Source organism: Citrobacter sp. wls710 (assembly GCF_005281115.1).
In the GTDB taxonomy this organism is placed as follows: Bacteria; Pseudomonadota; Gammaproteobacteria; order Enterobacterales; family Enterobacteriaceae; genus Citrobacter; species Citrobacter werkmanii.
On record NZ_SZXD01000035.1, the window covers coordinates 121118 to 135348 of the forward strand.

Annotated in this window: 14 protein-coding genes; all 14 read left to right on the forward strand. The window is 52.2% G+C overall.

The annotated features are described in order from the left end of the window. The first annotated feature begins 24 nt into the window (after positions 1 to 24). The 14 genes from FDX14_RS17165 (at position 25) to cpsB (ending at position 14166) form a co-directional block, all read left to right on the forward strand. Positions 25 to 1164: a polysaccharide export protein gene (locus FDX14_RS17165; protein WP_042307444.1), complete on the forward strand. Its 1140-nt coding sequence runs from the start codon at positions 25 to 27 to the stop codon at positions 1162 to 1164. 5 nt (positions 1165 to 1169) lie between these two features. Further along, positions 1170 to 1619 carry a low molecular weight protein-tyrosine-phosphatase Wzb gene (wzb, locus tag FDX14_RS17170; RefSeq protein WP_038641798.1) on the forward strand — a complete coding sequence of 150 codons (450 nt, stop codon included), beginning with the start codon at positions 1170 to 1172 and terminating at the stop codon, positions 1617 to 1619. After that, entirely contained in the window at positions 1616 to 3778 is a 2163-nt protein-coding gene (gene wzc, locus FDX14_RS17175) for a tyrosine-protein kinase Wzc (RefSeq protein WP_137349932.1), read from the forward strand. The genes wzb and wzc overlap by 4 nt, the downstream gene beginning before the upstream one ends. Before the next feature lie 77 nt (positions 3779 to 3855). Continuing rightward, a complete protein-coding gene (wcaA, locus tag FDX14_RS17180) occupies positions 3856 to 4698 on the forward strand; it encodes a colanic acid biosynthesis glycosyltransferase WcaA (protein WP_042307450.1) in 843 nt (280 codons plus the stop codon). Between the two features lie 2 nt (positions 4699 to 4700). Continuing rightward, entirely contained in the window at positions 4701 to 5189 is a 489-nt protein-coding gene (gene wcaB, locus FDX14_RS17185) for a colanic acid biosynthesis acetyltransferase WcaB (RefSeq protein ID WP_137349933.1), read from the forward strand. Then, positions 5186 to 6403 carry a colanic acid biosynthesis glycosyltransferase WcaC gene (wcaC, locus tag FDX14_RS17190; protein WP_042307454.1) on the forward strand — a complete coding sequence of 406 codons (1218 nt, stop codon included), beginning with the start codon at positions 5186 to 5188 and terminating at the stop codon, positions 6401 to 6403. The genes wcaB and wcaC overlap by 4 nt, the downstream gene beginning before the upstream one ends. Further along, positions 6378 to 7595: a colanic acid polymerase WcaD gene (wcaD, locus tag FDX14_RS17195; RefSeq protein ID WP_042307457.1), complete on the forward strand. Its 1218-nt coding sequence runs from the start codon at positions 6378 to 6380 to the stop codon at positions 7593 to 7595. Before wcaC ends, wcaD begins: the two co-directional genes overlap by 26 nt. Positions 7596 to 7600: 5 nt before the next feature. Continuing rightward, positions 7601 to 8347 carry a colanic acid biosynthesis glycosyltransferase WcaE gene (wcaE, locus tag FDX14_RS17200; RefSeq protein ID WP_137349934.1) on the forward strand — a complete coding sequence of 249 codons (747 nt, stop codon included), beginning with the start codon at positions 7601 to 7603 and terminating at the stop codon, positions 8345 to 8347. Between the two features lie 9 nt (positions 8348 to 8356). Beyond that, the gene (gene wcaF, locus FDX14_RS17205; protein WP_042307461.1) at positions 8357 to 8911 is read left to right on the forward strand and encodes a colanic acid biosynthesis acetyltransferase WcaF; all 555 of its coding nucleotides are present in this window, start codon (positions 8357 to 8359) and stop codon (positions 8909 to 8911) included. A 24-nt stretch (positions 8912 to 8935) separates the two neighbouring features. Then, entirely contained in the window at positions 8936 to 10057 is a 1122-nt protein-coding gene (gene gmd, locus FDX14_RS17210) for a GDP-mannose 4,6-dehydratase (protein ID WP_038641779.1), read from the forward strand. A gap of 2 nt (positions 10058 to 10059) precedes the next feature. Continuing rightward, a complete protein-coding gene (gene fcl, locus FDX14_RS17215; RefSeq protein WP_137349935.1) occupies positions 10060 to 11025 on the forward strand; it encodes a GDP-L-fucose synthase in 966 nt (321 codons plus the stop codon). 2 nt (positions 11026 to 11027) lie between these two features. Further along, on the forward strand, positions 11028 to 11507 hold the full coding sequence (locus FDX14_RS17220) for a GDP-mannose mannosyl hydrolase (protein WP_137349936.1): 480 nt from the start codon (positions 11028 to 11030) through the stop codon (positions 11505 to 11507). After that, a complete protein-coding gene (wcaI, locus tag FDX14_RS17225) occupies positions 11504 to 12730 on the forward strand; it encodes a colanic acid biosynthesis fucosyltransferase WcaI (protein WP_137349937.1) in 1227 nt (408 codons plus the stop codon). Before FDX14_RS17220 ends, wcaI begins: the two co-directional genes overlap by 4 nt. Further along, on the forward strand, positions 12730 to 14166 hold the full coding sequence (gene cpsB / locus FDX14_RS17230; protein WP_137349938.1) for a mannose-1-phosphate guanyltransferase: 1437 nt from the start codon (positions 12730 to 12732) through the stop codon (positions 14164 to 14166). Before wcaI ends, cpsB begins: the two co-directional genes overlap by 1 nt. Positions 14167 to 14231: the final 65 nt, after the last annotated feature.

Consider the following 14231-nt stretch of genomic DNA (forward strand, 5'->3'; position numbering starts at 1 on the left):
CTCTGCCAAAGTGATAAATAATCAATGATGAACTCCAAACTTAAATTGATACCAGTCCTGGTATCGGTAATCTTGATAAACGGTTGTACCGTGCTTCCGGGCAGCAATATGTCTACGATGGGCAAAGATGTGATTAAACAGCAGGACGCTGATTTTGATATCAACCGGATGGTGAATGTTTATCCACTGACCCCGCGACTGGTCGAGCAATTACGTCCTCGTCCTAATGTTGCGCAGCCTAACATGTCGCTGGAGCAGGAGATTGCAGGATATCAGTATCGGGTCGGTCCGGGCGATGTCCTGAATGTGACCGTCTGGGATCATCCTGAACTTACAACCCCGGCCGGGCAGTATCGTAGCTCAAGCGATACCGGCAACTGGGTGCAGCCGGATGGCACCATGTTTTACCCCTATATTGGCAAAGTCAGCGTGGTGGGAAAAACGTTAGCCGAAATTCGTAGTGATATTACCGGGCGCTTAGCGAAGTACATCGCTGACCCGCAGGTGGACGTTAATATCGCCGCTTTCCGCTCGCAGAAGGCTTATGTCTCCGGGCAGGTGAACAAATCTGGCCAGCAGGCCATCACCAACGTACCGCTTACCATTCTTGATGCCATTAACGCCGCAGGCGGTCTCACCGAGGCGGCTGACTGGCGCAATGTTGTACTGACTCACAAAGGGCAGGAGCAACGTATTTCACTGCAAGCGCTGATGCAAAATGGCGATCTGAGCCAGAACCGTCTGCTCTATCCTGGCGACATTCTGTTTGTTCCGCGTAATGACGATTTGAAAGTCTTCGTGATGGGGGAAGTGAAAAAGCAGAGCACCCTCAAAATGGACTTCAGCGGTATGACGCTCACTGAAGCGCTTGGCAATGCGGAAGGTATCGATCTGACTACCTCCAACGCCAGCGGCATTTTCGTTATTCGTCCGTTGAAAGGCGAAAGCGGGAACAACGGCAAGATCGCGAATATCTATCAGCTTGATATGTCCGATGCGACTTCGCTGGTGATGGCGACGTCATTCCGACTCCAGCCTTACGATGTGGTGTATGTCACGACCGCACCGGTTGCCCGCTGGAACCGTTTGATCAATCAGTTGCTGCCGACCATTAGCGGTGTTCGCTATATGACGGACACGGCCAGCGACCTTCACAACTGGTAATCGTCATGTTTAACAAAATATTAGTTGTCTGTGTGGGGAACATTTGCCGTTCCCCAACGGCGGAACGCTTGTTAAGGAAGTTTCATCCGGCATTGACGGTCTCTTCTGCGGGTCTCGGGGCGCTGGTGGGTAAAGGTGCGGATCCCTGTGCTATCAGCGTCGCGCAGGCGCACAACCTGTCACTGGAAAATCATTGTGCCCGGCAGATCTCGGGACGCATGTGCCGGGAGTATGACCTGATCCTGACCATGGAAAAACGCCATATCTCAGCCCTGTGTGAAATGGTGCCGGAGATGCGCGGCAAAGTGATGCTCTTTGGTCACTGGGACAGCGAACGCGAAATTCCCGACCCGTACCGTAAAAGTCGAGATGCGTTTGACGCGGTGTACGCATTACTTGAACGGTCTGCCCGCCAATGGGCTCAGGCATTGAACGCGGAGCAGGGAAAACAATGACAGAAAAAGTAAAACAGTCTGCCGCGCCGGTTACGGGCAATGATGAAATCGATATTGGTCGTCTGGTAGGGACAGTGGTGGAAGCTCGCTGGTGGGTACTTGGGATTACCGCAGCTTTTGCCGTGTGTGCGGCGGTTTACACGCTGTTTGCCACGCCGATCTACAGTGCGGATGCGCTGGTGCAAATTGAGCAAAATACCGGGAATTCCCTGGTGCAGGATATTGGCTCGGCGTTGTCGAATAAACCGCCGGCCTCGGAAGCGGAAATTCAGCTCATTCAGTCACGGCTGGTACTGGGAAAAACGGTAGACGATCTCAATCTGGATATCGCGGTGACGAAAGATACGTTTCCGATTTTTGGCGCCGGCTGGGATCGGTTGATGGGTCGTCAGAATGAAACCGTTAATGTCACCACCTTCACGTTGCCAAAGGCGATGAAGGAACAGACCTTTACTCTAAGCGTGCTGAACGACAAAAGTTATCAATTAGTCAGTGATGGGGGATTTAGCGCCCGCGGTCAGGTTGGGCAATTATTGAATCGCGATGGCGTGACGATGCTGGTTGAGGCGATTCATGCCAGCCCTGAGAGCCAATTTACCGTCAGCAAATTTTCCACATTGGGCATGATTAACACCCTGCAAAATAACCTGATGGTGACAGAAACCGGCAAAGATACTGGCGTATTGAGCCTGACTTTTACCGGCGAAGACCGCGAACAAATCCGCCAGATCCTCGACGGTATTACCCGCAACTATCTGCAACAAAACGTAGAGCGTAAGTCAGAAGAGGCCGCTAAAAGTCTGGCGTTTCTGGCAAAACAGTTGCCTGAGGTGCGTAACCGTCTGGACGTTGCTGAAAACAAGCTGAATGCCTTCCGTCAGGATAAAGACTCCGTGGATTTGCCGCTGGAAGCTAAAGCGGTGCTGGATTCCATGGTAAATATCGATGCGCAGCTCAACGAACTGACCTTTAAAGAAGCGGAAATCTCCAAGTTATTCACCAAAGCGCACCCGGCGTACCGCACATTGCTGGAAAAACGCCAGGCGCTGGAAGATGAAAAAAGTAAGCTGAACGGGCGTGTTACGGCAATGCCGAAAACGCAGCAGGAAATTGTCCGGCTGACCCGCGATGTGGAGTCCGGTCAGCAGGTCTATATGCAGCTGTTAAATAAGCAACAGGAACTGAAGATCACCGAGGCGAGTACGGTCGGAGATGTACGCATCGTCGATCCCGCGATTGCCCAGCCAGGCGTGCTGAAGCCGAAAAAGGCGTTGATTATTCTCGGTAGTATTATTCTTGGTTTGATGCTGTCGGTAGTGGGCGTATTGCTACGTTCCCTGTTTAATCGCGGCATTGAAAGCCCGCAGGCGCTGGAAGAGCATGGCATCAGCGTGTATGCCAGCATCCCGCTTTCAGAATGGCAAAAAGCGCGTGATAACGTTCAGACCATTAAAGGTGTGAAGCGCTACAAACAAAGCCAGTTACTGGCGGTGGGGAATCCAACGGATCTCGCCATAGAAGCGGTCCGCAGCCTGCGTACCAGTTTGCACTTCGCCATGATGCAGGCGCGCAACAACGTGTTGATGCTGACCGGCGTCAGCCCGTCGATAGGTAAAACATTTGTCTGCGCTAACCTGGCGGCGGTCATTAGCCAGACTCATAAACGCGTGCTGTTGATCGACTGCGACATGCGCAAAGGCTATACCCACGAACTGCTGGGGACCAATAACGTCAACGGTCTGTCCGAGCTCCTCGTCGGTAAGGGAGATATTACCTCCTGCGCGAAACCGACCTCCATTGCGAATTTTGATCTGATCCCTCGCGGACAAATCCCTCCTAACCCTTCAGAGCTTCTGATGAGTGAACGCTTTGGCGAACTGATTACGTGGGCCAGCGAGCACTATGACCTGGTGCTGATAGATACCCCGCCAATACTGGCGGTGACCGATGCGGCGATTGTTGGCCGCCATGTCGGCACCACGCTGATGGTGGCGCGTTATGCGGTCAATACGCTGAAAGAGGTGGAAACCAGCCTGAGTCGGTTTGAGCAAAATGGCATTCAGGTGAAGGGGGTGATCCTGAACTCTATCTTCCGCCGTGCCAGTGGGTATCAGGATTACGGTTACTACGAATACGAGTACACGTCGGATTCGAAATAGATAACGAACAGCAACGCATATCGAATGTAGGCCTGATAAGCGTAGCGCCATCAGGCAACTTTATTTGGGAAACGAAAATGACGACAGAAAACCCACTAATTTCAATTTACATGCCAACCTGGAATCGCCAACAGCTGGCCATTCGGGCGATTAAATCGGTGTTGCGTCAGGACTATCCTCACTGGGAGATGATCATTGTTGATGACTGTTCTTCCTCGTATGAGCAATTGCAGCAGTTCGTTGAGGAACTCAACGACCCACGCGTGTGCTATACGCATAACGCGACGAACTCCGGGGCCTGTGCGGTGCGCAATCAGGCCATCATGCAGGCCAGTGGGCAATATATTACGGGTATTGATGATGATGATGAATGGACGCCGAATCGCCTGAGCGTGTTTCTGCAACATCGTCATCAACTGGTCACGCACGCGTTTCTGTACGCCAATGATTATGTTTGCGAAGGCGAAGTGTATTCGCAACCAACCAGTCTGCCGCTCTATCCGAAGTCAGTTTACTCCAGACGCAAGTTTTATAAGCGCAATATTATTGGTAATCAGGTGTTTACATGGGCATGGCGTTTTAAAGCATGCCTGTTCGATACCACACTGAAAGCCGCGCAGGATTACGACATTTTCCTCAGGATGGTGGTGGCGTACGGTAAACCGTGGAAGGTCAAAGAGGCGACGCAGATCCTGCATGTGAACCACGGTGAGATGCGCATTACCTCATCACCGCATAAATTCTCCGGCTACTTTCAGTTCTATCGCAAGCACAAAGGTAAATTTGACCGGGCGAGTAAGAAATATCAGCTGTTTACGCTCTACCAGATCCGCAATAAACGAATGAACTGGCGCACGCTGCTGACGTTGCTTTCGATTCGCAACAGTAAGCGTCTGGCCGACGGACTGCGAGGACGCTAAGTATGCTGGAAGATTTACGCGCGAACGGCTGGAGTCTGCGCCCCTGCTGCATGGTAGTGGCCTATCGGATTGCCCATTTTTGCTCCGTCTGGCGTAAAAAAAATATCGTGAACAACCTGTGGGCTGCGCCGGTGCTGGTGCTGTATCGCCTGATCACTGAATGCCTGTTTGGTTATGAAATTCAGGCCGCTGCATCTATCGGTCGTCGTTTGACCATCCATCATGGTTATGGCGTGGTGATCAATAAACACGTGGTGGCAGGGGACGATTTAACCCTGCGCCACGGTGTCACCATTGGCAATCCTGGCGGCAAAGATCTGTCCTGTCCGGTCATCGGTAACGGTGTCGAACTGGGGGCCAACGTCACTGTGCTCGGCGATATCGCTATTGGCGATAACGTGACCATTGGCGCCGGGAGCGTGGTGGTGGATAGCATCCCTGATAACACGCTGGTGGTAGGCGAGAAAGCACGAGTGAAGGTAACAAAATGAATATCTTGCAATTTAATGTGCGACTCGCAGAGGGTGGAGCGGCAGGCGTAGCCTTAGATCTGCATCTTCGTGCGCTGGAGAAAGGACTGTCGTCGCGCTTTGTGTACGGCTATGGCAAAGGTGGCAAGAAAAGCGCCAGCCACAGGGATTATCCGCATGTTATCAAACATACGCCGCGTCTGACATCGGTGGCGAATATTGCGCTATTTCGTTTCGCTAACCGCGATCTGTTCGGCAATCTCAACAATTTATACCGTACGGTGACCCGCACTTCCGGCCCGCTGGTGCTGCATTTTCATGTGCTGCACAGCTACTGGTTGAATCTGGAAGAGGTGGTGGCCTTTTGCCAAAAGGTGAAGGCGCATAAACCGGACATCACCTTTGTCTGGACGTTGCATGATCACTGGAGCGTGACCGGACGCTGTGCTTTCACCGATGGTTGTGAAAGCTGGAAAACGGGCTGTCAGAAATGCCCGACGCTGAGTAACTATCCGCCGGTAAAAATTGACAAAGCCCATCAGCAATTGCCCGGAAAACGGCAGATGTTTCGCGACATGTTAGCGCTTGGCTGCCAGTTTATCTCTCCCAGCCAGCATGTGGCCGACGCGTTCAACAGCCTGTATGGCGTGGGGCGCTGCCGCATTATTAACAACGGTATTGATGTGGCAACCGAAGCCATTCTTGCCGACCTGCCCGCCAAATATGAGCCACACGGCAGACCGAAAATCGCTGTAGTGGCTCATGACCTGCGCTATGACGGTAAAACCAATCAGCAGCTGGTGCAGGAGTTGATGGCGTTGGGAGAAAAAATTGAGCTGCATACCTTCGGCAAATTTTCGCCCTTTGTTGGCGATAACGTTATCAATCATGGCTTCGAAAGCGATAAGCGAACGTTGATGAATGCGCTTAACGAGATGGATGGACTGGTGTTCAGCTCCCGCGTTGATAATTACCCGCTGATTCTGTGCGAAGCGCTTTCCATCGGCGTACCGGTGATTGCTACGCACAGCGAGGCTGCACGGGAGGTGCTGGCGAAAGCGGGCGGTAAAACGTTCAGTGAAGCGGATGTACTGCGGCTGGTACAACTGAAAAAATCAGACATCGCGCAGGCGGTATTCGACACGTCGCTTGCCGAGTTCAGCCAGCGCAGCCGGGTGGCATACAGTGGGCAACAGATGCTGGAGGAATATGTCTCGTTCTATCAGAATCTGTAGCTATCTGCTGCTACCGCTGCTTTATCTGCTGGTTAACGTCAAACTTGCCCAGCTTGGCGAGAGCTTCCCGATAACGATTGTCACATTCTTGCCCGTTCTGCTGTTGCTGTTTGTCGAGCGCATCAATATTAAAAAATTAATGATAGCGCTGGGCGTGGGGGGAGGATTGACGGCGTTTAACTACCTGTTCGGTCAATCGCTGGATGCCAGTAAGTACGTCACGTCCGCGATGCTGTTTGTCTATACCGTGGTGATTATTGGCATGGTGTGGAGCATTCGCTTCAAAACCATTTCGCCGCATAACTACATTAAGATCCTGCGCTTTTTCTGGCTGGTCGTTGGGCTGGTAGTGGGGTTAGCGGCAGTTGAAATGGCACAGATCATTCTCAGCGGCGGTAGCAGTTTAATGGAAGTTATTTCGAAATATCTTATTTACAGTAACAGCTATGTTCTGAACTTTATTAAGTTTGGCGGAAAACGCACCACCGCACTTTATTTCGAACCGGCATTCTTCGCTCTGGCGTTAATCTCAATTTGGCTCAGTATCAAACAGTTTGGTATCAAAACACCTAAGTCCGATGCTATGATTCTGGCAGGGATAATATTATCAGGATCGTTTTCAGGGGTAATGACGTTTATTTTGTTTTATCTCCTGGAGTGGGCGTTCCAGTACCTGAATAAGGATGCGATAAAAAAGAAGTTGCCGCTGGCGATAATCTCATTAAGCGTGTTTTTAGTCGGTGTGATATTCGCGTTTCCGTACATCGCAACGCGCCTTGGAGATTTAGGAACCGAGGGTTCATCATCGTATTATCGAATCGTAGGTCCGTTAGTAATGGTCGGTTATTCGCTAATGCATGTTGATGGTGTAGTAAGATTCGGTTCGCTTTATGAATATGTCGCGTCATTCGGAATTTTTAACGGTGCGGATGTGGGTAAAACGATAGACAATGGTTTGTATCTGCTGATTATTTATTTTTCATGGTTCGCCGTGATATTAACCCTGTGGTACATGGGGAAAGTTATCAAGATGATGATCACTGCTTTTGGTGATAATCAGAATTTTCGGGTGCAGCTTTATCTTTTTACGCCGCTGTCGCTGTTTTTTACAGGGTCAGTATTTAGTCCGGAATACGCTTTTTTAATTGTATGTCCGTTTATTTTGCGCAAGGCGCTGAATATCGCGAGGTAAATCACATGCTGCTCAGTATTATTACCGTCGCCTTTCGCAATCTGGAAGGGATCGTCAAAACTCACGCCTCGCTGGCACAGCTGGCGCAGGCAGGCGATATCAGTTTTGAGTGGATTGTTGTTGATGGCGGCTCCTCTGACGGTACGTCGGCGTTTCTTGAAGGACTCGGTGGAGAGCACCGGTTACGGTTTGTCAGTGAGCCGGATAACGGCATTTATGATGCGATGAACAAAGGCATTGCGATGGCGCGCGGGCGGTTTGCACTGTTCCTCAATTCCGGCGATATTCTACATGCCGACGCGGCCCAGTTTATCCGCCAGCTAAAAACGCAGAGCGATAAAGCCATGGTGATCGGCGACGCGTTGCTGGATTTTGGCAATGGCAACAAAATTAAGCGCCGGGCAAAGCCGGGTTGGTATATTTATCACAGCCTGCCCGCCAGTCATCAGGCCATCTTTTTTCCGCTCTCTGGGCTGAATGTCTGGCGCTATGATTTGCAATATAAAATATCGTCCGATTACGCGCTGGCCGCCCAATTATACAAGTCTGGTTACGCTTTCAAAAAACTGGACGGGCTGGTGTCCGAGTTTTCGATGGGTGGGGTGTCAACGACGAATAATCTGGAATTATGCCGCGATGCAAAAAAAGTGCAGCGGCAGATATTACATATGCCAGGTTTTTTTACTGGGGTTTCTGAATATTTACGGTTGCGTACAACCGGTAAAACCAAAACCTTATATGGCAAAACGTAAGGGCACATTATGCAAGACTTAAGCGGCTTTAACGTGCCGAAAGGTTTTCGCGGTGGCGGCGTCATTAAAGTGCAATTATGGTGGGCGGTACAGGCAACACTATTTCGCTGGTCACCCCAGGTAATGTATCGCTGGCGTGCGTTTTTATTACGAATGTTCGGCGCGAAAATAGGAAAAAACGTAGTTATTCGACCTTCAGTAAAAATTACTTATCCGTGGAAATTAACCCTGGGAGATTATGCCTGGGTGGGCGATGACGCGGTCTTATACACGTTAGGTAATATTACGATTGGCGCCCATGCGGTTATTTCGCAGAAAAGTTATTTATGCACCGGAAGTCATGATTACGCCAGCCAATATTTTGATATTAACGCCACACCGATTGTGGTTGGCGATAAATGCTGGCTGGCGACAGATGTCTTTGTCGCGCCAGGCGTGACGATTGGCGATGGCACCGTCGTTGGAGCACGAAGCAGCGTATTTAAATCGCTGCCAGCAAATGTCGTTTGTCGGGGAAACCCCGCAGTAGTCACGCGCGAACGCGTTGAGAAAGTTACTCCCTGAGGGGATCATTGAAGAGGTAATAACATGTCAAAAGTCGCTCTCATCACTGGCGTAACCGGGCAGGATGGTTCTTACCTGGCAGAATTCCTGCTGGAAAAAGGGTATGAAGTACACGGCATTAAGCGTCGCGCTTCATCATTCAACACCGAACGTGTGGACCATATCTACCAGGATCCACATTCAAGCAACCCCAAATTCCATCTGCACTATGGTGATTTGACGGATTCATCCAACCTGACCCGTATTTTAAAAGAGGTCCAACCGGACGAGGTCTATAACCTGGGCGCCATGAGTCACGTCGCGGTGTCGTTTGACTCACCGGAATACACCGCGGACGTCGATGCAATTGGTACGTTGCGTTTGCTGGAGGCTATCCGCTTCCTCGGTCTGGAAAAGAAGACCCGTTTCTATCAGGCCTCCACCTCAGAACTGTACGGCCTGGTGCAGGAAATTCCGCAGAAAGAGACCACGCCGTTTTACCCGCGTTCGCCCTATGCGGTGGCTAAGCTCTACGCCTACTGGATTACCGTTAACTACCGCGAATCCTACGGTATGTATGCCTGTAACGGCATCCTGTTTAACCACGAATCTCCACGCCGTGGTGAAACTTTCGTCACCCGTAAAATCACCCGCGCCATTGCCAACATCGCTCAGGGCCTGGAGTCGTGCCTGTACCTGGGCAACATGGATTCGCTGCGTGACTGGGGGCATGCCAAAGATTACGTCAGGATGCAGTGGATGATGCTGCAGCAGGATCAGCCGGAAGATTTCGTCATTGCCACCGGCGTGCAGTATTCCGTGCGTCAGTTTGTAGAAATGGCGGCGGCGCAACTGGGTATCAAACTGCGTTTTGAAGGTGAGGGCGTGAATGAAAAAGGCATTGTGGTTTCCGTGACCGGACACGATGCGCCAGGCGTGAAACCTGGGGACGTGATAATCGCCGTCGATCCGCGCTATTTCCGTCCGGCAGAAGTAGAAACGCTGCTGGGCGACCCGGCCAGAGCGCATGAAAAACTCGGCTGGAAACCGGAGATTACGCTGCGCCAGATGATCTCTGAAATGGTCGCTAACGACCTTGAAGCAGCGAAGAAACATTCCCTGCTGAAGTCGCACGGTTACGAGGTTGCCATCGCGCTGGAGTACTGAGGATGAAGAAACAACGTATTTTTGTGGCGGGCCATCGCGGGATGGTGGGGTCCGCCATCGTAAGACAGCTGGCCCAACGAGATAATGTTGAACTGGTGCTGCGTACCCGCGATGAGCTTAACCTACTGGACGGCGAAGCAGTGCGTCAGTTCTTCGCCGCTGAACGTATTGACCAGGTGTACCTGGCGGCGGCAAAAGTGGGGGGAATTGTAGCCAATAACACTTATCCCGCTGATTTTATTTACGAAAATATGATGATTGAGAGCAACATTATTCATGCGGCGCATCTGCATAACGTGAATAAACTGCTGTTTCTCGGATCATCGTGTATTTATCCCAAACATGCTACCCAGCCAATAGCCGAAAGCGAACTCTTGCAGGGGCAACTGGAGCCGACCAATGAACCGTATGCGATTGCCAAAATAGCCGGCATCAAGCTGTGTGAATCGTATAACCGTCAGTATGGCCGTGATTATCGCTCGGTGATGCCGACGAATTTGTACGGGCCGCATGACAACTTTCATCCAAGCAATTCGCATGTGATCCCGGCGCTGCTGCGCCGCTTTCACGAAGCCTGCGAGCAAAATGCGCCGGATGTGGTGGTGTGGGGAAGCGGTACGCCGATGCGCGAGTTTCTGCATGTGGATGATATGGCGGCGGCCAGTATCCACGTAATGGAGCTGGCTCATGAAGTCTGGCAGGAATATACCCAGCCGATGCTGTCGCACATCAATGTGGGTACCGGCGTGGACTGCACCATCCGTGAGCTGGCCCAGACCATCGCCAAGGTCGTCGGTTATAAGGGACGCGTGGTGTTTGACGCCAGTAAACCGGACGGGACGCCGCGTAAATTGCTCGACGTTACGCGTTTGCATCAGTTGGGCTGGTATCACGAGATATCACTTGAGGCAGGGCTTGCCAGCACCTGGCAGTGGTTCCTTGAAAACCAGCAGCGTTATCGGGGGTAAGCATGTTTTTACGTCATGAGGATTTTGCCACCGTTGTACGTTCAACCCCGCTGATTTCTATCGATTTGATCGTGGAAAATGCCGAGGGAGAGTTTCTGCTCGGTAAGCGTCTCAATCGTCCGGCGCAGGGCTACTGGTTCGTTCCCGGCGGTCGTGTGCAAAAAGATGAATCGCTCCACGCGGCTTTTGAACGGCTGACTGAAGCTGAGTTGGGGGTGCGTCTACCGCTGTCCGCCGCTGAGTTTTATGGTGTCTGGCAGCACTTCTATGACGACAACTTTTCCGGGGATGATTTCTCAACGCATTACATCGTGCTGGGATTTCGTCTGCGTGTATCAGCAAACGACCTGCAACTGCCTGATGCCCAACATGATGCCTACCGCTGGCTGGCGGCGACAGAGATTCAGGCCAGTGACAGCGTACACGCCAACAGCCGGGCTTACTTCTGCCAGGCAAGCCAGAGCGGAGTACCTGGGCTATGAGGATCCTGGTGTATGGCATTAACTACTCGCCGGAGCTGACCGGTATCGGCAAATACACCGGTGAAATGGTGGAGTGGATGGCGCAACAAGGTCATGACGTTCGGGTGATCACCGCGCCGCCTTATTATCCGCAATGGAAAGTTAATGGTCGCTATTCATCCTGGCGCTATCGTCGCGAGGAGGGGGATGCCAATGTCTGGCGTTGTCCGCTGTATGTGCCTGAGCAACCCTCAACGCTCAAGCGCCTGCTGCATTTGGGCAGTTTCGCCCTGAGCAGTTTCTTCCCGCTGCTGGCGCAACGTCGCTGGAAGCCGGATCGCATCATCGGCGTGGTGCCGACGCTGTTTTGTACGCCGGGTATGCGCTTGCTGGCAAAACTCAGCGGCGCACGCACGCTGCTCCACATTCAGGATTATGAAGTCGATGCCATGTTGGGACTTGGTATGGCGGGCAAAGGTAAGCGCGGTATGGTGGCGAAACTGGCCAGCGCCTTTGAACGCAGTGGTTTACACAACATGGACAATATTTCGACGATTTCCCGTTCCATGATGCACAAAGCCATGGAAAAAGGCGTTGCGCCACACAAGGTTATTTTCTTTCCGAACTGGTCGGAAGTGGCGCGCTTTCGTGACGTGACCGATCCCGATGCTTTGGCGTTGCGCCAGAAACTGGGATTGCCCGCAGATCAAAAAATCATTCTCTACTCGGGCAATATCGGTGAAAAGCAGGGGCTGGAGAGCGTTATCGAGGCGGCGACCCAGTTGAGTGAGCAACCCTGGCTGTTTGCGATTGTCGGGCAGGGCGGGGGCAAAGCGCGGCTGGAGACCATGGTCAGCGAACGCGACCTGCGTAACGTGATGTTCTTCCCGCTGCAATCTTATGAAGCGCTGCCTGCGCTGCTCAAGCTCGCGGACTGTCATCTGGTCGTACAAAAGCGCGGCGCGGCGGATGCGGTACTGCCGTCCAAACTGACTAATATTCTCGCCGTTGGCGGTAACGCGGTGATTACCGCCGAACCTGAGACCGAGTTGGGTCAGTTGTGTGACGCTCACCCAGGCATCGCGGTGTGTGTCGAGCCTGAATCAGTGAATGCGCTGGTTGGCGGGATACAACAGGTGCTAACCATGCCAAAAGTTAACACGGTGGCACGTGAGTATGCCGAACGCACGTTGGATAAAGAAAACGTGCTGAGTCAATTTATTGCTGATATTCGGGGTACATGATGAGTCAAAACAAACTCTTTCCGGTAGTGATGGCCGGTGGCTCGGGGAGCCGTTTATGGCCGCTGTCTCGCGTACTGTATCCAAAGCAGTTCCTGTGTCTGAAAGGCGATCTCACCATGTTGCAGACGACGATTTGCCGTCTGAACGGTGTGGAGTGCGAAAGCCCGGTGGTTATCTGCAATGAACAACACCGTTTTATCGTTGCGGAACAGTTACGGCAACTGCACAAACTGACCGAGAACATTATTCTCGAACCTGCCGGACGCAACACGGCGCCGGCGATAGCGCTGGCTGCGCTGGCGGCAAAACGTCAGTGTCCGGGGGACGATCCGCTGCTGCTGGTACTGGCGGCCGATCACATGATTGCCGACGAAGAGGCATTTCGCGAAGCGGTTCGCAATGCGATGCCGTATGCCAGCGCGGGTAAGCTGGTGACGTTTGGTATCGTTCCTGACCAGCCGGAGACCGGTTACGGCTATATCCGTCGAGGCGAGGTTTCTCCAGCGAATACTGACGCCGTGGCTTTTGAGGTGGCGCAGTTTGTTGAAAAACCGAATCTGGAAACCGCACAGGCGTATGTGGCAAGCGGCGACTATTACTGGAACAGCGGTATGTTCCTGTTCCGGGCCGGTCGTTACCTGGAGGAACTGAAAAAGTATCGTCCCGACATCCTTGAGTCCTGCGAGAATGCCATGAGTACCGTCGATCCCGATCTCGATTTTATTCGCGTTGATGAACAGGCGTTTCTCGCCTGCCCGGAAGAGTCTGTGGACTATGCGGTAATGGAACGTACGGCCGATGCGGTGGTGATGCCCATGAACGCAGGCTGGAGCGATGTCGGCTCCTGGTCATCGCTGTGGGAAATCAGCGCCCATACTGCTGAAGGTAATGTGCATCACGGCGATGTCATTAGCCACAAAACGGAAAACAGCTACGTCTATGCCGAATCCGGGCTGGTGACGACCGTTGGGGTGAAAGATCTGGTGGTGGTGCAGACCAAAGATGCGGTACTGATTGCCGATCGCAACGCAGTACAGGATGTCAAAAAAGTGGTGGAGCAAATTAAAGCTGATGGACGCCATGAGCACCACATTCACCGCGAAGTTTATCATCCATGGGGTAAATATGACTCCATTGATGCCGGAGACCGTTACCAGGTCAAGCGAATTACCGTCAAGCCTGGCGAGGGATTGTCCGTGCAGATGCATCATCATCGGGCTGAGCACTGGGTTGTCGTTGCTGGCACCGCGAAAGTGACAATTAATGATGATATCAAACTGCTCGCTGAAAACGAGTCTGTCTATATTCCGCTGGGAGCGACCCACTGTCTGGAGAACCCCGGGAAAATTCCGCTCGATCTGATTGAAGTACGCTCCGGATCTTACCTCGATGAGGATGATGTGGTGCGGTTTGCGGACAGATACGGGCGCGCCTGATTCCTGATGCGCCGATGCGCACCGGGCAATGCATTTAACACTCATTAAAAAGGCTCATTAAGAGT

Coding starts and splice junctions, on each gene's coding strand:
- wzb (WP_038641798.1), top strand. CDS start 1,170: ATGTTTAACAAAATATTAGTTGTCTGTGTGGGGAACATTTGCCGTTCC.
- wcaA (WP_042307450.1), top strand. CDS start 3,856: ATGACGACAGAAAACCCACTAATTTCAATTTACATGCCAACCTGGAAT.
- wzc (WP_137349932.1), top strand. CDS start 1,616: ATGACAGAAAAAGTAAAACAGTCTGCCGCGCCGGTTACGGGCAATGAT.
- wcaI (WP_137349937.1), top strand. CDS start 11,504: ATGAGGATCCTGGTGTATGGCATTAACTACTCGCCGGAGCTGACCGGT.
- FDX14_RS17220 (WP_137349936.1), top strand. CDS start 11,028: ATGTTTTTACGTCATGAGGATTTTGCCACCGTTGTACGTTCAACCCCG.
- cpsB (WP_137349938.1), top strand. CDS start 12,730: ATGAGTCAAAACAAACTCTTTCCGGTAGTGATGGCCGGTGGCTCGGGG.
- wcaF (WP_042307461.1), top strand. CDS start 8,357: ATGCAAGACTTAAGCGGCTTTAACGTGCCGAAAGGTTTTCGCGGTGGC.
- gmd (WP_038641779.1), top strand. CDS start 8,936: ATGTCAAAAGTCGCTCTCATCACTGGCGTAACCGGGCAGGATGGTTCT.
- wcaB (WP_137349933.1), top strand. CDS start 4,701: ATGCTGGAAGATTTACGCGCGAACGGCTGGAGTCTGCGCCCCTGCTGC.
- wcaE (WP_137349934.1), top strand. CDS start 7,601: ATGCTGCTCAGTATTATTACCGTCGCCTTTCGCAATCTGGAAGGGATC.
- wcaD (WP_042307457.1), top strand. CDS start 6,378: ATGTCTCGTTCTATCAGAATCTGTAGCTATCTGCTGCTACCGCTGCTT.
- fcl (WP_137349935.1), top strand. CDS start 10,060: ATGAAGAAACAACGTATTTTTGTGGCGGGCCATCGCGGGATGGTGGGG.
- FDX14_RS17165 (WP_042307444.1), top strand. CDS start 25: ATGATGAACTCCAAACTTAAATTGATACCAGTCCTGGTATCGGTAATC.
- wcaC (WP_042307454.1), top strand. CDS start 5,186: ATGAATATCTTGCAATTTAATGTGCGACTCGCAGAGGGTGGAGCGGCA.